Origin of the sequence: Edwardsiella piscicida (genome assembly GCF_021733145.1) — a bacterium.
Lineage (GTDB): Bacteria > Pseudomonadota > Gammaproteobacteria > Enterobacterales > Enterobacteriaceae > Edwardsiella > Edwardsiella piscicida.
Genome location: NZ_CP090968.1, coordinates 3461467 through 3483520 on the forward strand (window position 1 = coordinate 3461467; position 22054 = coordinate 3483520).

General features: G+C 61.6%; 18 protein-coding genes. 11 read left to right on the forward strand and 7 right to left on the reverse strand.

The features are described 5' to 3' along the window. The first annotated feature begins 32 nt into the window (after window positions 1-32). Entirely contained in the window at window positions 33-608 is a 576-nt protein-coding gene (gene nfuA / locus L1P05_RS15810) for a Fe-S biogenesis protein NfuA (RefSeq protein WP_005290532.1), read from the forward strand. Between the two features lie 78 nt (window positions 609-686). On the opposite strand, the gene ulaR is transcribed toward nfuA, so the two are convergent. Beyond that, window positions 687-1442 carry an HTH-type transcriptional regulator UlaR gene (ulaR, locus tag L1P05_RS15815; protein ID WP_012850087.1) on the reverse strand — a complete coding sequence of 252 codons (756 nt, stop codon included), beginning with the start codon at window positions 1440-1442 and terminating at the stop codon, window positions 687-689. A 100-nt stretch (window positions 1443-1542) separates the two neighbouring features. Next, window positions 1543-2607, reverse strand: a complete 1065-nt coding sequence (gene ulaG / locus L1P05_RS15820; RefSeq protein ID WP_012850088.1) for an L-ascorbate 6-phosphate lactonase — start codon at window positions 2605-2607, stop codon at window positions 1543-1545. Between the two features lie 379 nt (window positions 2608-2986). Here ulaG and ulaA point away from each other — a divergent pair, with 379 nt between their 5' ends. The 6 genes from ulaA to L1P05_RS15850 are packed head-to-tail and all read left to right on the forward strand — an operon-like array spanning window position 2987 to window position 7415. Next, window positions 2987-4384: a PTS ascorbate transporter subunit IIC gene (ulaA, locus tag L1P05_RS15825; protein ID WP_012850090.1), complete on the forward strand. Its 1398-nt coding sequence runs from the start codon at window positions 2987-2989 to the stop codon at window positions 4382-4384. 17 nt (window positions 4385-4401) lie between these two features. Beyond that, on the forward strand, window positions 4402-4707 hold the full coding sequence (ulaB, locus tag L1P05_RS15830; protein WP_041692559.1) for a PTS ascorbate transporter subunit IIB: 306 nt from the start codon (window positions 4402-4404) through the stop codon (window positions 4705-4707). A 9-nt stretch (window positions 4708-4716) separates the two neighbouring features. Further along, complete coding sequence (gene ulaC, locus L1P05_RS15835) at window positions 4717-5202, forward strand: PTS ascorbate transporter subunit IIA (protein WP_012850092.1); 486 nt, start codon at window positions 4717-4719, stop codon at window positions 5200-5202. After that, window positions 5199-5855, forward strand: a complete 657-nt coding sequence (locus L1P05_RS15840) for a 3-keto-L-gulonate-6-phosphate decarboxylase UlaD (protein ID WP_012850093.1) — start codon at window positions 5199-5201, stop codon at window positions 5853-5855. Before ulaC ends, L1P05_RS15840 begins: the two co-directional genes overlap by 4 nt. Window positions 5856-5865: 10 nt before the next feature. After that, window positions 5866-6738: an L-ribulose-5-phosphate 3-epimerase gene (locus L1P05_RS15845; protein ID WP_012850094.1), complete on the forward strand. Its 873-nt coding sequence runs from the start codon at window positions 5866-5868 to the stop codon at window positions 6736-6738. Next, entirely contained in the window at window positions 6726-7415 is a 690-nt protein-coding gene (locus L1P05_RS15850) for an L-ribulose-5-phosphate 4-epimerase (RefSeq protein WP_012850095.1), read from the forward strand. Before L1P05_RS15845 ends, L1P05_RS15850 begins: the two co-directional genes overlap by 13 nt. A gap of 34 nt (window positions 7416-7449) precedes the next feature. Here the strand turns inward: L1P05_RS15850 and L1P05_RS15855 are convergent, their stop codons facing one another. The 4 genes from L1P05_RS15855 to L1P05_RS15870 form a co-directional block, all read right to left on the reverse strand. Next, window positions 7450-9522, reverse strand: coding sequence for a YccS/YhfK family putative transporter (locus L1P05_RS15855; protein WP_012850096.1), 2073 nt, complete (start codon window positions 9520-9522; stop codon window positions 7450-7452). A 60-nt stretch (window positions 9523-9582) separates the two neighbouring features. Continuing rightward, window positions 9583-10215 (reverse strand): cAMP-activated global transcriptional regulator CRP, encoded by a 633-nt coding sequence (gene crp / locus L1P05_RS15860; RefSeq protein WP_000242755.1) that lies wholly within the window; start codon window positions 10213-10215, stop codon window positions 9583-9585. A gap of 351 nt (window positions 10216-10566) precedes the next feature. Further along, entirely contained in the window at window positions 10567-10791 is a 225-nt protein-coding gene (locus L1P05_RS15865) for a YheU family protein (protein ID WP_012850097.1), read from the reverse strand. 5 nt (window positions 10792-10796) lie between these two features. Beyond that, complete coding sequence (locus tag L1P05_RS15870; protein WP_012850098.1) at window positions 10797-11771, reverse strand: hydrolase; 975 nt, start codon at window positions 11769-11771, stop codon at window positions 10797-10799. A gap of 98 nt (window positions 11772-11869) precedes the next feature. On the opposite strand from L1P05_RS15870, the gene L1P05_RS15875 reads away from it, so the two are divergent. Further along, the gene (locus L1P05_RS15875) at window positions 11870-12475 is read left to right on the forward strand and encodes a LysE family translocator (protein ID WP_012850099.1); all 606 of its coding nucleotides are present in this window, start codon (window positions 11870-11872) and stop codon (window positions 12473-12475) included. On the opposite strand, the gene malT is transcribed toward L1P05_RS15875, so the two are convergent. After that, the gene (malT, locus tag L1P05_RS15880) at window positions 12476-15190 is read right to left on the reverse strand and encodes an HTH-type transcriptional regulator MalT (RefSeq protein WP_012850100.1); all 2715 of its coding nucleotides are present in this window, start codon (window positions 15188-15190) and stop codon (window positions 12476-12478) included. It abuts the gene before it with no gap. Window positions 15191-15665: 475 nt separating this feature from the next. Here malT and malP point away from each other — a divergent pair, with 475 nt between their 5' ends. The 3 genes from malP to glgC all read left to right on the forward strand — a co-directional run bounded on the left by malP (window position 15666) and on the right by glgC (window position 21971). Continuing rightward, complete coding sequence (gene malP, locus L1P05_RS15885) at window positions 15666-18071, forward strand: maltodextrin phosphorylase (protein WP_012850101.1); 2406 nt, start codon at window positions 15666-15668, stop codon at window positions 18069-18071. 9 nt (window positions 18072-18080) lie between these two features. Further along, window positions 18081-20174: a 4-alpha-glucanotransferase gene (gene malQ, locus L1P05_RS15890; protein WP_012850102.1), complete on the forward strand. Its 2094-nt coding sequence runs from the start codon at window positions 18081-18083 to the stop codon at window positions 20172-20174. 480 nt (window positions 20175-20654) lie between these two features. Next, window positions 20655-21971 carry a glucose-1-phosphate adenylyltransferase gene (gene glgC / locus L1P05_RS15895; RefSeq protein WP_012850103.1) on the forward strand — a complete coding sequence of 439 codons (1317 nt, stop codon included), beginning with the start codon at window positions 20655-20657 and terminating at the stop codon, window positions 21969-21971. Window positions 21972-22054: the final 83 nt, after the last annotated feature.

Consider the following 22054-nt stretch of genomic DNA (forward strand, 5'->3'; position numbering starts at 1 on the left):
CGACCGGAGAAGTCAACTATTGAGCAGATGCCATGATCCGTATTACCGAAGCAGCGCAAGAGCACTTTGCCAAATTGCTGGCAAACCAGGAGCCGGGTACCCAGATCCGCGTTTTTGTCATTAACCCCGGTACGCCCAACGCGGAGTGCGGCGTGTCCTACTGCCCGCCGGACGCCGTAGAAGCCAATGACCGTAAGCTGGACTTTGAGCAACTGAGCGCCTATGTCGACGAAATCAGCGCCCCGTTCCTTGAAGATGCCGAGATCGACTTTGTTACCGATCAGCTCGGCTCGCAGCTGACCCTCAAAGCCCCCAACGCCAAGATGCGCAAAGTCGCCGACGATGCGCCGCTGATCGAACGCGTGGAGTATATTCTGCAGTCGCAGATTAACCCCCAGCTAGCGGGCCACGGCGGTCGCGTCTCGCTGATGGAGATCACCGATGAAGGCTACGCCATCCTGCAGTTCGGCGGCGGTTGCAACGGCTGCTCCATGGTGGACTACACCCTGAAAGAGGGGATCGAGAAAGAGCTGCTGCAGCGCTTCCCAGAGCTGAAGGGCGTACGCGATCTGACCGAGCACCAGCGCGGCGACCACTCTTACTACTGATATCCTCAGGCGGGCCGGATGCGACGGCCCCTATCGCGTGATCTGCCGCGCGACGCACGGCTTTTTGGCCTTTCCCGTTTACACTAGCTCAACCCGTACGCCGCACTCGCGCAGGCGCGCGACCACCTCCGCCGGGGCATCCTGACCGGTGATCAGAATGTCTATCTGCCCCGCGCGCGCGAACAGCATGCCGGCCCGCTGCCCCACCTTGCTGCTGTCCACCAGCGCCACTAGCTTACCGGCGTACTTCAGCATCTTCTGCTCTGCCATCGCCGTCAGCATATCGGTCTTGTACAGCCCCTCGGGGGTCAGCCCCTTACCGCTGGTAAACATCCAGTGTCCGGCATACAGCGAGGCATCGCCGTCCGCCGGCGCCAGCGTGATCGCCTGGGTGCGATTATACTGCCCCCCCATGATCACCACGCTATCGTGCTCTTGATCTATCAAGTAGTTAGCCAACGGCAAATAGTTGGTAATCACCTGCACATCGCGTCCGCAAAGCTCCCGCCCCAGCAAAAACGCCGTCGAGCCGCAGTTGATCACCACGCTCTCCCCCGGCTGCACCAGCCGCGAGGCGGCGCGGGCAATGCGCACCTTTTCATCGTGATTCTGCGCCCGGTGGATATTCATCGGCGTCCAGGCCATACGATTGGGGCTCACGGCCTCCGCGCCGTTACGCACCTTTTTCAGCTTACCGGCGTCATTCAGCTTATTGATATCGCGCCGCGCCGTCGCCGGCGATACCTGCAGGCTCGCGATCACCTGCTCAACGCTGACAAAGCCATCCTGCTGCAGCATCTCCAGCAGGGTCTGATGTCGTTGTGATTCCGTCATGAAAATCCAGGCTCAGTGATGATTACAACATGAGTATATTTGAAAGCCGCGGGGAAACAAATCGGGCGGTATCTCTGCCGCAGATACCGCCGCCACCCGGCTACAAAAAGGCCTTAAAGGGCAGGTCTGGCTCCTGGGTGAAGCAGTCGTCAAAGCCGCGCGGGTAGTGATACTCCAGCCGCCCCTGATCCTGTGGCCAGGTAAACTTACCGCCCACCTGCCAGATAAAGGGGGTGAAGTCGTAGCCCAGACGATCTTTCTTCATCTGCCACAGCACCCGGATCTCCTGCGGATCGGCCTGGAAGTTAGACCAGATATCATGATGAAACGGGATCACCACTTTGGCCTTCAGCGCCTCGGCCATCCGCAGGATATCGGCGCTGGTCATCTTGTCGGTGATCCCGCGCGGGTTCTCGCCATAGGAGCCGAGCGCCACGTCGATGCGATGATCGTTGCCGTGCTTGGCGTAATAGTTGGAGTAGTGGGAGTCGCCGCTGTGGTACAGCGAACCCGCGGGCGTCTTAAACAGGTAGTTAACCGCCCGCAGATCCATACCGTCGGGCAGCGTACCCTGCGCCCGCTCCGACGGCGGCAGCGTGATCAGCGCGGTGCGATCGAAGGCGTCCAGCGCCACGATCTCCGTATCTTTGATCCGGATCGTATCGCCGGGGACCACCACCCGGCAGCGATCGCGCGGCACACCCCACGATACCCACAGATCGACGCAGCGCTGCGGGCCGATGAAGGGGACGTCCGGTGCCGCATTGCGCAGCACCGCGGCCGCCACATTGATATCGATATGATCATTATGGTCGTGGGTCGCCAGCACCGCATCGATCTCGCGGATGGCAAAAGGATCGAGCACAAAGGGCGAGGTGCGCAGATTGGGCTGCAGCTTCTGTACCCCGGCCATCCGCTGCATCTGGTGCCCCGTCGCCATCCACGGATTGGCATGGCTGCGCTTACCGGTTCCGCACCAAAAATCGATGCACAGATTCGCCCCCCCCTCCGACTTCAGCCAGATCCCGGTACAGCCCAGCCACCACATCGCAAAGCTACCGGGATCCACCGTCGCCTGCTCTATCTCCTCGTTCAGCCAGGTCCCCCACTCCGGAAACGTGTTCAGGATCCAGGACTCGCGGGTAATGTCATCAAGTTTACTCATCGTCGGCCTCCTATCGGCTCGCCAGTGCAGCGCATAAAATCAATATCAATCATATTTAGATCAATTTTGATTGCAATAGCGCAGTGAGCTGAGCGCAGGAGATGCGCGCCGCAATAGCCCCTTCCCCTGCGCTGCGGCGCCATGGCCACAAACATGCAAATAAATATTTATAATCATAGAGATAAAAATGTGGCGGCGTACGGTGCGGCTAAAGGAACGCCCGTCCACGGGGCGATCGACAAGTTGAGATCATAATCACAAATGATCATTTTTAATCTTTAAGTGATTTTTAACGATTGCTAGAGTGGTCGAATTATACACAGCCCTGAGCGCATCTCCCCCGATCCGCGCTCAGGATCCACGCCGAACGGAGAACGCTATGGACATTCTGTACCGTGCCTTTCTGATTTTTTTCAATCAGGTGATGACCAACGCCCCCCTGCTGCTGGGGATTGTCACCTGTCTCGGCTACCTGCTGCTGCGTAAACCGGCGACGGTGATCATCAAAGGCACCATCAAAACCATCATCGGCTTTATGCTGCTGCAGGCGGGCTCCGGCATCCTGACCTCAACCTTCAAACCGGTGGTAGCCAAAATGTCCGAGGTCTATCACATCAACGGAGCCATTTCAGATACCTACGCCTCGATGATGGCCACCATCGAGCGCATGGGTGACGCCTACAGCTGGGTAGGCTATACCGTGCTGCTAGCGCTGGCGCTGAACATTCTCTACGTCCTGCTGCGCCGCCTCACCGGCATCCGCACCATCATGCTGACCGGCCACATCATGTTTCAGCAAGCCGGGCTTATCGCCGTGGTGTTCTATATCTTCGGCTATCCCATGTGGACCACGATCCTGTGCAGCGCGCTGCTGGTCTCACTCTACTGGGGCATCACCGCCAACATGATGTATCGCCCCACCCAGGAGGTCACCGACGGCTGCGGCTTCTCCATTGGCCATCAGCAGCAGTTTGCCTCCTGGCTGGCCTATCGGCTGGCCCCCTATCTGGGGCGCAGGGAGGAGAGCGTTGAAGACCTCAAGCTGCCCGGCTGGCTGAATATCTTCCACGACAATATCGTCTCGACCGCGATCGTGATGACCCTGTTCTTCGGGCTGATCCTCTGCTCTTTCGGGCTGGACACCGTCCAGCTGATGGCGGGGAAAACCCACTGGAGCATTTACATCCTGCAGACCGGTTTTCAGTTCGCCGTCGCAATCTTCATCATCGTCCAGGGGGTGCGCATGTTCGTCGCGGAGCTGTCAGAGGCCTTCACCGGCATCTCTCAGCGCCTGATCCCCGGCGCCGTGCTGGCCATCGACTGCGCGGCCATCTACAGCTTTGCCCCCAACGCCGTCGTGTGGGGGTTTATCTGGGGCACCATCGGGCAACTGATCGCCATCGGCATCCTGATCCTGCTGGGGTCACCTATCCTGATCATCCCCGGCTTTATCCCCATGTTCTTCTCCAACGCGACGATCGGCGTCTTTGCCAACCACTTCGGCGGCTGGCGAGCGGCCATCAAGATTTGTCTGGTCATGGGGATGATTGAAATCTTCGGCTGCGTCTGGGCCGTCAAGCTTACCGGGCTCAGCGCCTGGATGGGGATGGCCGACTGGTCCATCCTGGCCCCGCCGATGATCCAGGGGCTGACGCTGGGCCTATGGTTCATGGGCGTTCTGCTGCTGATCGCCCTGGCCTACATGCTGGTTGCCGGGCGCAGCCTGCGCGCGGAAGAGGCGGCGCAGGCCGATCAGGCGCGCGGTGCAACACTCTAACTCCATGGAGAAACATCATGACAGTACGCATTCTCGCCGTCTGCGGTAACGGCCAAGGCAGTTCAATGATCATGAAGATGAAGGTGGATCAGTTTCTAACCCAGCAGGGCGTTGACCACAGCGTCAACAGCTGCGCGGTCGGCGAGTATAAATCGGAGCTGAGCGGCGCAGATATCATCATTGCATCCACCCACGTCGCCGGCGAGATCAGCGTCAGCGGCAATAAATACGTGGTCGGGGTACGCAATATGCTGTCGGCGGAAGAGTTCGGCCCCAGGCTGATGGAGGTCATCCGCGCCCACTTTCCCCAGGACCTCAGCTAAGGAGCCATGATGAAACTGCGAGACTCGCTGGCGGAAAACCACAGCATTCGCCTACAGGCCGAGGCGGCGGACTGGCCTGCGGCCGTCAGGATCGGCGTAGATCTCCTGGTCGACGCCGGCGTCGTGGAGCCACGCTACTACCGGGCCATCCTGGATAGCGTTGCGCGCTTTGGCCCCTACTTTGTGCTGGCGCCGGGGCTGGCCATGCCGCACGGGCGCCCGGAAGAGGGGGTGATCAAGACCGGCTTTGCGCTGGTCACCCTGCGGACGCCGGTCACGTTCGGCCATGAGGATAACGACCCGGTGGACATTCTGATCACCCTGGCCGCCGTCGACGCCCACACCCATCAGGAGGTCGGCATCCGTCAGATCGTCGATCTGTTCGAGGATGAGGCCAACTTTGCGCGTCTGCGCGCCTGCCGCACGCCAGCGCAGGTGCTCACGCTCATCGATACGGCAACAACCCCATCGCATCCCCAAGGAGTCGCCTCATGACATCATCCCTACCTATGCTGCAAATCGCGCTGGATAACCCGACGCTGGAGGCGGCCTACCTCACCACCCGGCAGATCGCCGAGGCCGTCGATATCATCGAGGTCGGCACGATACTGTGCGTCGGCGAGGGCGTGCGCGCCATACGCGATCTCAAGGCGCTCTACCCCCACAAGATAATCCTGGCCGACGCCAAAATAGCCGACGCCGGTGCCATCCTGGCGCGCATGTGTTTTGAGGCCAACGCCGACTGGATCACCGTGATCTGCTGCGCCGACATCAACACGGCCAAGGGCGCGCTGGCGGTCGCCCAGGCGTTCGACGGCGATCTGCAAATCGAGCTGACCGGCTACTGGACCTGGGAGCAGGCGCAGGCCTGGCGCCAAGCAGGTATCGGTCAGGTGGTCTACCACCGCAGCCGCGACGCACAGGCGGCGGGAGCGACCTGGGGGGCGGCGGATATCGACGCCATACGCCGTCTGAGCGACATGGGCTTTCGCGTCACGGTCACCGGCGGCCTCACCGTGGACGATCTGCCGCTGTTTCAGGGGATCCCGGTGCATGTTTTCATCGCCGGGCGCAGCATCCGCGAGGCCGACGATCCGCTGGCCGCCGCCCACCATTTCCAACAGCGTATCGCCCAGCTGTGGGGCTAAGGAGCGCGACATGCTGCATTCCACGGTGCCGCTGGGCATCTATGAAAAGGCGCTGCCCGCCGGCGAAGACTGGCCACGACGCCTGACGCAGGCCGCGCAGCTCGGGTTCGACTTCGTCGAAATGTCTATCGATGAAAGCGATCGCCGCCTGGCCCGACTGACCTGGTCGCGCCAGCAGCGTCTGGATCTGCTGGCGGCAATGGCGCACAGCGGCGTGCGTATTCCCTCCCTGTGCCTCAGCGCCCACCGCCGGTTTCCGCTGGGCAGCGAGGATCCGGCGGTCAGGCGTCAGGCGCTGCGGCTGCTGGCCCACGCGATTACCCTCGCCCAGGATCTGGGTATCCGGGTTATTCAGCTGGCGGGATACGACGTCTACTATCAGCAGGGCAATGCCCTGACCCGCCGACTGTTCCGCGAGGGGCTGAGCCAAGCCGTCACCATGGCCAGCCGGGCGCAGGTCACGCTGGCCATGGAAACCATGGACACGCCGCTGCTCAACTCCGTTAGCAAAGCGCTCGGCTACTGCCGCTATCTGCGCAGCCCCTGGTTCCAGGTCTACCCGGATATCGGCAACCTTTCGGCCTGGGATAATGACGTCGAGCTGGAGCTGGTGGCCGGCATCGACCGCATCGTCGCCGTGCATGTCAAAGATACCCGGCCGGGCCAGTTTCGGGATGTGCCCTTCGGCAGCGGTGTGGTCGACTTTGAGACCTGCTTCCGCACGCTGGATCGCCATGGCTACCGCGGTCCCTACCTGATCGAGATGTGGAGCGAAAGCGCCCCGGACCCGCTGCAGGCGGTGCGCGAGGCGCGTGAGTGGATCATTGAACGGATGCGACGCGCCGGACTGGCGGTGACGCAGGAGGCCTCATGGAACGGCTGAAACAGCAGGTCTACCAGGCCAACATGGCCCTGCCGCGCCACGGGCTGGTCACCTTTACCTGGGGCAACGTCAGCGCCATCGATCGCCAGCGCGGCTATGTCGTCATCAAACCCAGCGGCGTCGCCTATGAGGCGCTGACCCCCGCGGCGATGGTCGTCGTCGATCTGGACGGACGGATCGTCGCTGGCGCGCTGCGCCCCTCATCCGACACCCCGACCCACCTGGCGCTGTACCGCCGCTACCCGCAGCTGGGCGGTATCGTGCATACCCACTCGACCCACGCGACCGCCTGGGCACAGGCGGGACGGGCGATCCCGGCGCTCGGCACTACCCACGCCGACTACTTCGACGGCGACATCCCCTGCACCCGCGCGCTGAGCGCCGCCGAGATCGACCACGACTATGAGCATCACACCGGGCGGGTCATCATCGAAACGCTGGCGCAGCGCGACCCGAGCCATATGCCGGGGATCGTCGTTCACCAGCACGGCCCCTTCGCGTGGGGGGAGAGCGCGGCGCAGGCGGTGCATAACGCGGTGGTATTGGAGGAGGTGGCCAAAATGGCCTGGATTGCCTATAGCCTGAACCCGCGCCTCGCCCCGCTGGACCGGGCGCTGCGCGATAAGCATTTCCGGCGCAAGCACGGGCCGGATGCCTACTACGGCCAGCGCGGCTAAATAAATCGCCGGCGCCCCCGGATCAGTCGCGGAATCAGTCGCGCAGCCGACGGCTGAGCCACAGCCCGTGATGCGGGCGCTGGCGCCAGGCGATAGATGAAATGGTATGCATGGTGCGCAGGTGCGACAGGATACGGCGCAGATGCACCTCCATCGGCGTCATCGGCATCCCCTGCTGTGGCTCGGGTATCGGCACCGCCTGGCTGTCATTGCTGCTCGGGCCATCGTGCTCCAGACGCTGCTGACACAGCTGCAGCGCGATCTCACCACACTGCAGGTAGTCCTGCGCCAGACGCGAGGTCAGCATATAGTGCTCGCGCGCCAGAATGGTCATCGCGTTCAAATGCTCGACAATAAACTGGCTGTGGCTGATCCACAGGCGCATGTCCGCCAGATAGCGCGAATCAAAGCCCGGCTCCTGCATCGCCTGGCTCAGCGAGGAGTAGAGCGTGTTCTGCGCCTGGTTGCTGCGCATCCGGGCATAGGCCAGCTCGCTCACGCCCGGATCGGCGGAGAGCAGCAGGCGCAGCTCATCCTGGTAGGCCTCCAGCGCCTGATGGGCGTTTTTACGCAGCAGGCCGCTCTGCCACTGCGGCCACAGCCAGATGGTGCTGGCGAAGGCCAGAATACAGCCCAGCAGCGTATCCACCAGGCGCGGCACCAAAAAGTGCGAGCCGTTCAACGCCAGCAGCTGCAGGGTGAATACGGCGCTGACCGTAAAGCCGATCACCGCCAGACCGTAATTCTTCCGCAGCACCAGGTAGGCGCCCAGCGTCACCAGCAGCATCACCAGCAGCATCACATATTCACTCAGCGTCAGCTGCAGCAGACCGGCGGCGATGATCAGACCGGCAAAGGTGCCCATCGCCCGGTGCTGAATACGCACCCGCGTCGCGTTATAGCCATTCTGGATCACCAGCATGGTGGTCAGCATGATCCAATAGGGCTTAGGCAGCGCCAGCAGGATCCCCAGCCCGCCGCCGGCCGCCAGCGTCAGCCCCAGGCGCAGCGCGTTGCGTAGCGCGCCCGACTTCAGGGAGCAGTAGGCGCGCAGCGCCGGCCAGAACGGCAGACGCTGCTGGGTCGCCATCAGCTGGCGCTGATAGAGCGGACGCTGCCGCTCCAGCAGACGCGCCATTCGGCTAAAATGGTGCAGACAGAACTGCCCAACCGGATTCTCCGGGTAGCGGCTGGCCAGCTTTTCCAGCGCCGACACCTCGCTGCGCATAGAGAAATGCTGCGGGTAGCGGTGGTACAGGATGTCATCCGCCAGTACCCGCAGACGCCCGGCCACCACCTGCGCGTTGCGGCGAATGATCGCCTCGGCCTGGCTTTGTTCCACCAGAGTTTGCACCTCCTCCGGCTGGGAGAGGCTGACGGTAATATGCTCCTGTAGATCCAGCGCCACCTGAAAGTAGCGCACCAACCGCTTATATTCCGGGTTATGGACCAGGGACAGCATATGCATCTGCTGATAGATCACGCTGATAAGATCCATCACCTTTTGCTGGCGGTTCAGCAGCGGCGGCAGCGCCGTCTGCGGATCGCTGTGCTGCGTGAGCAGGCTGTACTTGGCCTCAATGTAATCCGCCAGCTCCAGGTACAGCTGGTTCAGGGTTTCGCGGATCGGCTGCCCTTTCCACAGGACAAACCAAAACCAGGTGAAGGCGCCGTACCAAATCGTACCGACCAAATACAGCAGCGGCCCCTGCCAGATAGGCACCATCCCCACCATGCTAAGGGTAAAGATGGCGGCGACCAGCGTTGCCGGCAGTAAACGGGCGTGCAGCGGACTGATCTCGCCGTTGACGCCAAACAGCAGCGCCAAAAGCAGCATAGCCAGCGGCAGCGGCACCGACCAAAGCAGGGCCATCTGCAGTAACAGGCTGCCGAGCGCAAACAGGGTGCCGCCCACCGCGAGGCGTTTAAAGAAGCGTTTATGGGGGGTATCAAGACCGGCGATATTGCAGCAGACCGGTACCAGAGAAAACAGCAGCCCCTGCTGCAGCTGGCCTACCATAAGCCCGAACAACACCGGCAGACACAAAACCAGCGTCTGGCGCAGTGCATAGTTCACTTCCGGGTGGTAGATAAACCGCCGCCACATGAGCACCATCCTGGGGATGGGTTGAAGATTCCGCGCCGCCCGTGCGGCGCGGGCGCAAAATCAACGCGTCCCGTAGACGACGATGGTTTTACCGTGTGCCGAGATCAGGTTCTGATCCTCCAGCATCTTCAGAATACGTCCTACCGTTTCACGAGAGCAGCCCACGATCTGGCCGATCTCCTGACGGGTGATCTTAATCTGCATGCCGTCCGGGTGCGTCATCGCATCCGGCTGCTTGGCCAGATTCAACAGCGTCTGGGCAATACGGCCCGTCACATCCAGGAAGGCCAGGTTACCGACTTTCTCTGACGTGACCTGCAGACGACGCGCCATCTGGGCAGACAGACGCATCAGAATATCCGGGTTAACCTGGATCAGCTGGCGGAATTTCTTGTAGGAAATTTCAGCCACCTCACAGGCGGTCTTCGCCCGCACCCAGGCGCTGCGCTCCTGCCCTTCCTCAAACAGCCCCAGCTCGCCAATGAAGTCGCCCTGGTTCAGGTAGGAGAGGATCATCTCCTTACCCTCTTCATCCTTAATCAGTACCGCTACAGATCCCTTTACGATGTAATAAAGCGTCTCCGCTTTTTCACCCTGGTGAATCAAGGTACTTTTGGACGGATATTTGTGAATATGGCAATGGGACAGGAACCATTCGAGAGTTGGATCTGTTTGCGGTTTGCCGAGAACCATTCGCTATTATCCTCTATTGTTATCGCATCCCCGGTGCGCCAAACGCACCCCCCGCCGGACGGGGCCGGGAAACTGCCTAGTAACCTGCTATAGCACTGCACTTGTCGAATATAGTTTCCATAGCCTAAGGGAGATGATCCCCGGCGATCTTGATCTATACCCGCTTCATTCCATTAAAGGTGCATGTCGGCTTAGTTTGTAGCATAGCTTGGCCTTACTGTCTCGCACTGTCTCGCTTCAGCATGGAATAGCTCACTGTTCGCCGCCGTTTTTTCTCCGCCTGCGACGTTTTTGCTTTTTATTTGCACAGCGCGGCGCCGGGCGCCGCGCGGGAAAATACGCCAACGTGCGCTAATCCGCGCCCTTAAACTGGCTGCGCGGCATAATATTGACGCTTTCATGCAGCTCGGACCATACCACGACCGCCTCACCGCACTGCAGCTGACGCCGCACATCCTCCACCTTCTGCGTCAGGCTCCTCTCCTGCTCGCCATAGTCAGTCCCCTCTCGCAGGACAAAAGCCTCGATCAGGCTATCCAGCGTCTCTGGGGCAATCTGTTGCCAAGGAATGATCACGCGTTTTACTCCAAATAGGGGGCTAACCAGGCAGGAATGCGCTGCTCCAGCCACGGGAAGGGATGTCGCAGCGTACCGCCGATAAAGCCGACGTGGCCGCCAAACGCCGTCAGCTGGTATTCGATATTGGACGGCAGCGATCCCAACGGCGGGATCACCGCCGACGTCATAAAGGGATCGTCGCGTGCCTGAATGATCAGCAGCGGCTGGCGGATCGTCGACAGCCGCGGCAGGGCGCTACAGCGCCGATAGTAGTCATCCGCATCGCGAAACCCGTGCAGGCGAGCGGTGATCTGATCGTCAAACTCGCGTAGCCTACGCATACGCCGCAGCTGGAGCGGATCGAGATCCAGCATCTCCGGATAACGGCGCAGCTTACGTCGGGCGCTCTGCTTAAGCTCATGTAACAGGTAACGCTGGTAAATCCGCGCCACGCCGCGCTCCAGATGCGCCGCACAGGCCGACAGCATCAGCGGCGCCGAGACCATCACCGCTGCCTCCAGCGGGGCCTGTGCCTGCTCTTCGGCCAGATAACAGCCCAGCATATTGCCGCCCAGGGAGAACCCGACCGCCGCGGTGGGCACCTGACCGAAGGTGCGTCGCAGCCACGCCAAAAAAAAGCGCGCGTCCCCGGTTTCGCCGGAGTGATAGAAACGCGGCGTCAGGTTGGGCTCACCGCTGCAGCCGCGAAAGTGCATCACGACCGCCAGCCAGCCCGCCTCCCGACAGGCGTGCAGCAGGCCGTGGGCATAGGGGCTATGCACGCTGCCCTCCAGCCCATGGAACAGAACCACCCGCGGTTTATGGCGAGCGGGCTGCGGCGCCTCGCTCCAGGCCAGATCGATAAAATCGCCGTCCGGCAGGGTTAAACGCTGCCACACCGGCGCCAACAGGGCGCGCCGTCGCAGCAGCCGCGGCAGGATCGTCTGCAGGTGCGGGTTGCGTAGGGCGCGGGACGGTGAAAAGGTGGAAACGATCATGCTGCGTGAAGAAAATTCATCCAGGGAACACTTGTACCATCAATAACACACTGTTAGGGTCAAAACACCCCCTCGGCGCAAAATCGGAGCCGGTTAGCATGGACAGCTCTCTGTTTCTCTCCCTGCTGGGTTTCCTGTGGGTCTCAGCCGTGACCCCTGGCCCCAACAATATGCTGTTGACCAGCTCCAGCGCCAATCTGGGGTTCTACCGCTCGCTGCCGCTCATGCTCGGCATCATGCTCGGCATGCAAACGCTGCTGCTGCTGATCGCCTTTGGCGTCGGCAGCCTACTGCTGCTCTATCCGACGCTGCACACCCTGCTCAAGGGCGCGGGCAGCCTCTACCTGCTGTATATCGCGTGGAAGGTGGCGACGTCGCGCTATACCCGTCTGAGCGACGGCAGCGCCGCCTTAGACGACGCCGTCAGCTGGCGACAGGGTTGGCTGCTGCAGTTTCTGAACCCCAAGGCCTGGCTGATGGCCCTGGGCGCGGTGACCAGCTTTAGCCTGCCCGGCGAGCGCTATCTGGCAGCCATCGCCGCCATCAGCCTGGGCATGTTCTTGGTCAATCTGCTGGCCGGCGCGCTGTGGTTAAGCTTCGGTACCTTGATAGGGCGACTGCTGCAAAGCCGACGCGCCTGGTTCGCCTTTAACCTGACCATGGGGACGCTGACCGCCGCCTGCGTACTGCTGATCTGGCGCTGATCACACCCCATAGCCCATCAGGCGCATAATATCCTGCGCCTGGCGCACGGCCTCCTGACGGTGTGCAACCCCCAGCTTCTGATACAGATTGCGGATATGGGTTTTAATGGTGGTCGCCGCCACCGCCAGCTCATCGGCGATTTGCTCGTTGCTGTAGCCCGAATAGATGAGTCCCAGCACCTGCCATTCGCGCTGGGTCAGCGGACTGGTGCGGATCAGCTCCGGCACCTGGGGATGATTCAGCAACCGCTCGACGAACTGCTCATCAAAATGGGCAAACTTATGCCGGTGGTGCTGGTTAATATCACGCAAAATCCGCTGAGCGCGATGCACCTCCATCTCCGGCAGGGTATTGAGCTGCAGCAGCTGACGCAGCTGCTGGGCCATCACCTCGCCCTCGATGACAAAGTGGCTGACAAAGCCGGTGCGATTGGCCAGGCTCAGCGCCTCCATCAGCACGCGCAGGGCTTCGCTCTTGCGATCCGTGTGCCAATACAGCAGGTTGCTCAGCAGCAGGTTACGGTTCAGATCGCTGACCAGGCGCAGGCGGCGCGCCGCCGCATTCAGCTGATCTAGCACCGCCTGAGCCTCATCATACTGCCCCAGCATGATCTGAACCCGCGCGATATTGCGCCACTGTCCCTGTAAAAAGTGGTTATCCGACGCCGCCGGACGCACCGCCTGCAGCAGCCAACGACTGGCCGCCTGGCGATCGCTGGTGATCTGCCAGTAGATCACCCGCGCCTTATCCGCATTCACCAGCCAGTCGCTGTGATAGTTTCCGGCCTGCAGCAGGGTTTCGCAGCGGCGCAGATGCTGTCCGGCGTTATCCAGATCGCCGCGCGCCAGCGAACACTTGGCCAAGAGTGCCAGACACTGCAGCTGCTGCTGCGGCTCAAAGTTGGCCAGCACCGCCAGCCCATCGCGCGCCGCGCGCTCCGCCTCGTCCAGCCGCATCCACGACCACAGCACCTGGGCGCGAATACGCAGTAAAAACTCATGCATCGGCAGCTGCTGCAGATGCTGCTCGTCGACCAATTCAAACGCCTTATCCTGGGTCTCGTAGGCCGCCTGCAAGAACCCCTGGGCTATCAGGATCTCACTCTGCTGCAGCAGCGCCCACAGAGCATAGTGGTAGGTCTGATGGCGGCGGGCCACCTGCTCGGTCTGCTGCATCATCGGCAGCGCCCGCGCCAGAACCCCTTTGCAGTGCAGCACCTCGCCCAGCACGGAGCTGCTCACGATCCGGCTGTAGTAGCTGCCGATCGGCAGATGGCGCAGCGCCTCTGTCGCCAAGCGCTCGGCATCGTGCGGTCGCCCGTCATTGATCGCGACCTGGGCTCGCAGCGCGTCGAACTCGGCCTGCAGCGCCGCCTCCAGCGAGATCTGACGCTGTCCCATCTCCTGCTCGGCGCGCGCCAGCAGCGTGTTGACCTCGCCGTAGCGGTGCTGACTCTGCGCCAGCCAGGCCTGCAGCAGCGCCAGGCTGGGGTTCTGGATCAACACATCGTACGGTAGGGTATTCAGGCAGGACTCCAGCAGCGCCAGCTCACTCTGGTGGAAGAGCACCCAGGCGTGCTGCAGCAGAATATCGCGCAGCAGCGCCGTGTCTCCGGCCGCCTGCGCGTGGTGGATCGCCTCCGCCGGAAACCCCTGCGCCAGCCATCCCTGCGCCGCGCGCCGGTGCAGCTGCGGCAGTACGCCCGCCATCTCCCGCTGGCAGCGGCTGCGCAGAAAGTGAGCAAACAGCGGATGAAAACAGAACCACTCCCCGTCGCCGTCCATCCGGTGGATAAATAGCCCCTGCCGCTCCAGCTCCTCCAGGCGCAGCTGGCCCTCCTCCTCGCCGGTCAGAGCACAGATCAGCGCGTCGTTCATCGAACGCAGCGCCGAACACTGCAGCAGAAAGCCGCGCGTATCGTCATCCACCCGATCCAGCACCTCATCCGCCAGGTAATCCGCCAGATGCGTAGCGTTGATGCGCGCCAGACGGCGAGCCGAAGCCTGAGCCTGGGCCGATGACTGACGCGCCGACAGCGCGATCAGCTGCAGCGCCGTCGGCCAGCCTTCGACCTCATCGCACAGCGCGTGCATTTCGTCATCGGCCAGCGGTGCACTCAAACGCTGATGAAAAAACTGGCTGGCCTCACGGTGGTTAAAGGCCAGCTGACGAGTATTGATCTCCAGCAGCTGCTCACGCACCCGCAGATTGGCAATCCCGAGCGGGGGCAGCGTGCGTGACATCAGACACAGGGTCAGATTATCGGGCTGATGGCGCAAGAAGAAGCGCATCGCCTCATGCAGCGGAGGATGGGTGAGCAGGTGATAATCGTCGATCACCAGATACAGCGGCGTCTGCCAATCGGCCAGCTCAATGAACAGCTGGGAGAACAGCGCAGACAGCGTGGCATACTGGTGTTTCTGGCTCATCGCCTCGCTTTTCGCGCAGTGGCCACCGGTGGCCTGCTGCAGGGCGGCAATCAGGTAGCTGGCAAAGCGCTCCGGCTGATTGTCGCTTTCATCCAGGGAGTACCAGCCCAAGTGTGCCTTCTCCTGCGCCCACTGTGCCATCAGGGTTGTCTTACCGTACCCTGCCGGACCATTGACCAACACCAGGCGGTAATTGCGCGCCGCATCCAACCTGGTCAGTAAGTGTTCTCGCACCACCGTAGTCTGCAGCCGCGCCGGACGGCTTAATTTCGACGGAATCAGCATTATTACCCGCACCCCTTCCGGTGCCCCCCTCGGCGGCCGACGCGTGCCGGCTCGCGCGCAGGAGCGGCACCCTGCCCCAGAAATCACCGCTACGGGCGCCTATTTATTTTGCGCCTCATAATTAATAGCTGTCCTTTAAGGTCTGACAATGCGCGCGCTATTGCAACCGAGGTTCCGCCCCCAATAACAGGAAATTGCGGCTGATCACATTTTTTACCGAGTTAATCTCATTTGCCGCTCAATCGCCGCCAATAGTCCATATTTTGCTGTTATAACCCGACGATCAGTACAGCGTGAAACGGTAACGCAACGTGATGATAGCCCTGCTATAGCGCGGTCCCGATCACACTTCGGACTACGCCCTGTGGCTCCTCCCCAACTCAGCCGACGGCGGGAGGATGTTTTCACCCGACGAGATCGTCAGGATGACCATCATGCTTAATACTTTCATTTTGACGCTTTGAGAGAGATGCCTATGTCGTATACCCCGTTCGATCAGCAGGCTTTCCACGCGGCGCTGACCCGCCACTGGCAAGGATTGGGAATGGAGAGCGCTGCGCAAATGACGCCGCATCAGTGGTGGCAGGCGGTCAGCCTGGCCTGCTCGGCGCAGCTGGCGGCCGAAACCCACCCGGCCAGCGCGTCCGACGATGGCCAACGCCGCGTAAACTATCTGTCGATGGAGTTTCTCATCGGCCGCCTGACCGGCAATAACCTGCTCAATCTGGACTGGTATCCCGCCGTCGCCCAGGCGCTTGAGCGCTATGACATCGCGTTAAGCGATCTGCTGGAGCAAGAGGTCGATCCGGCGCTGGGCAACGGCGGCCTCGGCCGCCTGGCGGCCTGCTTCCTCGATGCCATGGCCTGCGTTAAACAGCCGGCCATCGGCTATGGCCTGTGCTACCAGTATGGGCTGTTCCGCCAGTCCTTTCAGGCGTGCCAGCAGCAAGAGGCCCCGGATACCTGGGAGCGAGACGACTACCCGTGGATGCGTCACAATCGGGCGCGGGATGTCCACGTCAGTCTGGGCGGCAAACTGCTGCGTGAAAACGGCGCGCTACGCTGGCAGCCGGCGCTCACCCTGCGCGGCGTCGCGCGCGATCTGCCGGTGGTCGGCTACCGCAACGGCATCAGCCAGCCGCTGCGCTTGTGGGTCGCCTGTCACGATCACCCCTTCGATCTCGACAGCTTTGATCGCGGACAGTTTTTGCGCGCCGAGCGCCAGGGGATAGAGGCCGCCAAACTGACCAAAATACTCTATCCCAACGATAACCACCTGGCCGGCAAGCGGCTGCGTCTGATGCAGCAATACTTCCACTGCGCCTGCTCGCTGGCCGATATCCTGCGCCGACACCATCTGGCCGGACGCCGTATCGACGCGCTGGCGCAGTATGAGGTCATCCAGCTCAACGACACGCACCCGACCATTGCCATCCCCGAGCTGATGCGCATTCTGCTCGATGAGCACGGCATGGAGTGGGATCAGGCCTGGGCCATCACCAGCCAGACCTTTGCCTACACCAACCATACGCTGATGCCAGAGGCGCTGGAGTGCTGGAGCGAAAGCCTGATCCGCAGCCTGCTCCCGCGTCACCATGACATCATCCGCCAGATCAACACCCGCTTCCGCGAGCTGGTCGAACAGCGCTGGCCGGGCGATAAGGCGCTGTGGCAGCGCGTCGCCATCATACACGACCGACGGGTGCGCATGGCCAACCTGTGCGTCGTCGCCGGCTTTGCCGTTAACGGCGTGGCGCAGCTGCACTCGGCGCTGGTCAAAAGCGATCTGTTCCCCGAATACCATCAGCTGTGGCCACAAAAATTCCATAACGTGACCAATGGGATCACCCCGCGTCGCTGGCTCAAGCAGTGTAACCCGGCCCTGTCTACGCTGATCGACACGACGCTACAGCGCGAATGGGCCAACGATCTGGATGCCCTCCGGGCGCTGGAGCCCTATGCCGGCCAGGCCGGGTTCCGCGCGGCGTACCGTCAGATCAAGCAGCAGAATAAAGCGGCGCTGGCCCACTACGTCCGGCAGACCCAGGGGCTGACGCTGAACACCGACGCCATCTTCGACGTACAGATCAAGCGGCTGCATGAGTACAAACGTCAGCACCTCAATCTGCTGCATATCCTGTCCCTGTATCATGAGCTGCGCGCCAATCCCAACGCCGATCGGGCTCCGCGCGTCTTCCTGTTCGGGGCCAAGGCGGCGCCGGGCTACTACCTGGCCAAAAACATCATCTATGCCATCAACCGGGTGGCAGAGGTCATCAACAATGACCCCCGGGTCAAGGATCGCCTGCAGGTCGCCTTTCTGCCCGACTACCGCGTCTCCCTGGCCGAGCTGATGATCCCGGCGGCCGACGTATCAGAGCAGATCTCAACCGCAGGGAAAGAGGCCTCCGGCACCGGCAACATGAAGCTGGCCCTGAACGGCGCGCTGACCGTGGGCACGCTGGACGGCGCCAACGTAGAGATCGCCGAGCAGGTGGGAGAAGAGAACATCTTCATCTTCGGCCTGACGGTCGAGGAGGTGAAGGCGACCCTGGCCGCCGGCTACGACCCGCTCCGCCTCTATCGGAAAGACAAACGCCTGAAGGCCATCATCGATGAGCTGGGCTCCGGCCACTACAGCCAGGGCGACCGCCACGCTTTTGACATGATGCTGCACAGCCTGCTACAGGGCGGCGACCCCTATCTGGTGCTGGCTGACTTCGCCGATTACTGCCAGACACAGGCCCGGGTGGACACCCTCTACCGCGATAGCGAAGCGTGGACCGAGAAGACCATCCTCAACACGGCACGGGTGGGCATGTTCAGCGCCGATCGGGCCATCCGCGACTATCAACAGCGCATCTGGCAGCGCCAGCGTTAAGGAGTCGCCATGCAACGCACTACGCCGCACCCCCTCCTGGAGCAGCAGGCGGCCCAGGCGGGGATCGCCGACAGCTACATCAATGCGCACGGCTGCGTTCAGGCCATCAGTGCGCAGACCAAGCGGCGCCTGCTCGACGCCATGCCGCCGCGTACGCCCACCGATGCGCCGCTACCGGCCGTCCTGGTGGCCGGGCAGCGAAGTACGCCGGTTATCGCCCTGCGTCAGGGGGGCCACTACCAATGGTCGCTCACGCTGGAAAACGACGCCCAGCCGACCTATCAGGGTCGACTGAGCCGGCGTAAACATCTGGCGCTGCCGCACGACCTGCCGCTGGGCTACCACCGCCTGCAGCTCAGCGATGGGCAGCAACAGTGGCAGTGCCGGATCATTATTGCACCGGCGCGCTGCCATGAGCCGGATGCCCTGTTGACTGGCCGAAAGCTCTGGGGCGCCTGCGTACAGCTGTATACCCTGCGCTCCGCGCATAACTGGGGGATCGGTGACTTCGGCGATCTGGCCCAGCTGATCGGGCAGATCGCCCAGCGCGGCGGCGCCTTTGTCGGCCTGAATCCCATCCATGCCCTGTATCCCGCCAACCCGCACAGCATCAGCCCCTACAGCCCGTCATCACGCCGCTGGCTGAACATCATCTACATTGATGTCAACCGGGTCGACGAGTTTCAGCGCAGCGATGCCGCTCAGCGATGGTGGCAGGCGCCCGCGACCCGTCAGCGTCTGGACGCCGCTCGCGCCAGCGACTGGGTCGATTATCCCGCCGTATACGCTCTGAAGCTGGAGGGGCTACGCCTGGCCTTCCACGCGTTCAACGCACAGGGCGCCGATGCCCGGGCCTGCGCCTTCCGCCACTTTGTTCGCCAGGGGGGAGATAGCCTGCGCCACCAGGCCGCGTTCGACGCCCTGCACCACCACCTGCACAGCGAGGATGAGCAGATGTGGGGGTGGCCGGTCTGGCCGCAGCCCCTGCGCCGCGCCGATAGCCCGGAGGTGGCCCGCTTCTGTCAGCGCTATCCGCAGGAGGTGGCGTTTTTTCTGTGGCTACAGTGGCTGGCCGATAGCCAGCTGGCCGACTGTTATCAGCAGGCCTGTCGCCAGGCGATGCCGATCGGGCTGTACCGCGATCTGGCGGTGGGCGTCGCCGAGGGCGGCGCGGAGACCTGGAGTGAGCCCGATCTCTACTGCCTGCGCGCCTCGGTCGGCGCTCCGCCCGACATTCTCGGCCCGCTGGGGCAAAACTGGGGGCTGCCGCCGATGGATCCCCATACGCTGCGCGAGCTCGCCTATCAACCATTCATCGAGATGCTGCGCGCCAACATGCGCCACTGCGGCGCCCTGCGCATCGATCATGTGATGTCGCTGCTGCGGCTATGGTGGATACCGCAGGGTGAGGCGGCGTCAGAGGGCGCCTATGTCGGCTATCCCCTCGACGATCTGCTGGCCATTCTGGCGCTGGAAAGTCAGCGTAGCCGCTGTATGGTCATCGGCGAAGATCTCGGCACCGTACCGGTCGAAATCATCGCTAAGCTGCGCGAGTACGGCGTGTACTCCTACAAAGTGCTCTACTTTGAGCACGATAGCGACAACGTCTTTCGCGCGCCGCAGACCTATAACGTACAGGCCATGGCGACGGTGACCACCCACGATCTGCCGACGCTGAACGGCTATTGGCAGGCCGACGATCTGCGGCTCGGCGAGCGGCTGGGGCTCTACCCCGACGCCGAGATCCTGGCAGGGCTGTACCGCGACCGCGCCGCCGCCAAGCAGGGGCTGCTCGACGGACTGCATCACTACGGCTGCCTGCCGCAGCGCAGCGGACGGCACGCGGACCGTATGGCGATGACACCCGTTCTAAGCCGCGGGATCCAACGCTACGTCGCCGACAGCGCCAGCGCCCTGCTCGGACTGCAGCCGGAGGATTGGCTGAACATGGCGACGCCGGTCAACGTTCCCGGCACCTGCGATGAATACCCGAACTGGCGCCGCAAGCTAAACATGACGCTTGAGGATATGTTTAATAATATGCAAATCAATCGATTGATAAAAGATTTGGACCAGCGCCGTAAAAAAGTCTCCGCGGGCTAGCGGCTAAAACAATAAATCACGGCCGATAAAAAACGGCCGTGATTTATTTGCAACTTCCGTTTTTTATGCTAAGAAAAAACATTCCCCCTTATAAATCAACCTATCCCAGCTTAATACCAATATATATCCACTTTCAAATTTAACGCTAATTTAGCAGATGTTATCCATATAAGTAATATTTTGCGCTACCCGTTTATTCCAGCATCCTGCGCAATAGCACAATCTCTCGTTGAATTTAAAAAAGAGTGCGTTTACATTATCGATCAGTGTGTGATTGACATGAGCAGTTAACGTATTATTTTGGTATTAAATAAGCATTCAGTTTATTTCATTTATATCAATGATGTCCGTTATTATTACACCGCAGTACGCTAATACTGGATCGCCAAACTGTTGTTGCGGATGACAGGCGCCATCCGCGCTTTCCCTTGCCTGGCGGTGGGCGGGGCGGCATATGGAATTGTCAAAAAGGAAGTGACCATGACTCATAGCGTTACAGATATTGCTCTTATCGGCCAATTAACCCAACGGACGGTGGCGCTGGTATTAGCCGGCGGACGGGGAACCCGTCTTAATGGCCTGACCGACGGCCGAGCCAAACCCGCAGTCTATTTTGGCAGTCGTTTTCGCATCATCGACTTTACCCTTTCCAACTGTATTAACTCCGGTCTGCGCCGCGTAGGGGTGATCACCCAGTACAAGGCGCACTCGCTGCTGCGTCATATTCAGCACGGTTGGTCATTCCTGCACGCCGAGCGCAACGAATTTATCGATCTGCTACCGGCCCGTCAGCAGCTGGAGGAGGGATACTGGTATCGCGGCACCGCCGATGCGGTATACCAGAATAAAGAGATCATGCAGCGTCATTACCGGCCAGAATATGTGGTGATCCTGGCTGGCGACCATATTTATAAAATGAACTATGCCCAAATGCTGCTGGACCACGTGAAGTCCGGCGCACGCTGTACCGTCGGCTGCATCGAGGTTCCCCGCGAACAGGCCCACGCCTTTGGCGTAATGGCGGTCGATGAGCAGTTCCGCATCACCCGCTTTGAAGAAAAGCCGTCGCATCCTCCGGCCATGCCGGGCAACCCGCAGCGCTCGCTGGCATCGATGGGGATCTACATCTTCAACGCCGACTATCTCTATCAGACGCTGGAAGAGGCGCAGACCGACCCGGAGACCAGCTTCGACTTTGGCCAGGATATTATTCCGGCCGCGGTGCGCGAAGGCGTCGCCTATGCACATCCCTTTGGCCGCTCCTGCATGGGGTTTACCGCCGACGGCGAAGCCTATTGGCGCGATGTCGGGACGCTGGACGCCTACTGGGAAGCCAACATCGATCTGATCAGCACCCCGCCGCGTCTGGACCCGTTCGATCCTAACTGGCCCATCATCAGCAAGCATGCCCAGCTGGCGCCAGCGCGCTTCAAGCAGTCGGCCCGCCACGCCGGTAACGTCGTCGAAAATGCCCTGATCGGCGGCGGCTGCGTCATCGACAGCGCCCAGATCCATAACGCGATCCTCTCCGCGCGTGTCGAGGTCGCCCCCGAGGCGCAAATTGAGGCCAGCGTTCTGATGCCGGAGGTCTACGTCGGGCGCGGCTGCCGCCTGCAGCGCTGCGTCATCGATCGCGGCTGCCGTCTGCCGGATGGCCTGACCATCGGCGAAGACCCCCAGCAGGACGCGCGCTATTTTCACCGCAGCCCTAACGGGATCGTCTTAGTGACTCAAGAGGCATTGGCCAACCTGCCGGCGGTGCGACAGGCGGCCCCCATCATGGCCGTACCGGCCTGACGGCAAAAAGTGCGCCGGGCCTCATCCGCCGCCCAAAGCTGACTATGCTTAATCAGGGTCGCGGCGGCAAAAGCCCGCCATCG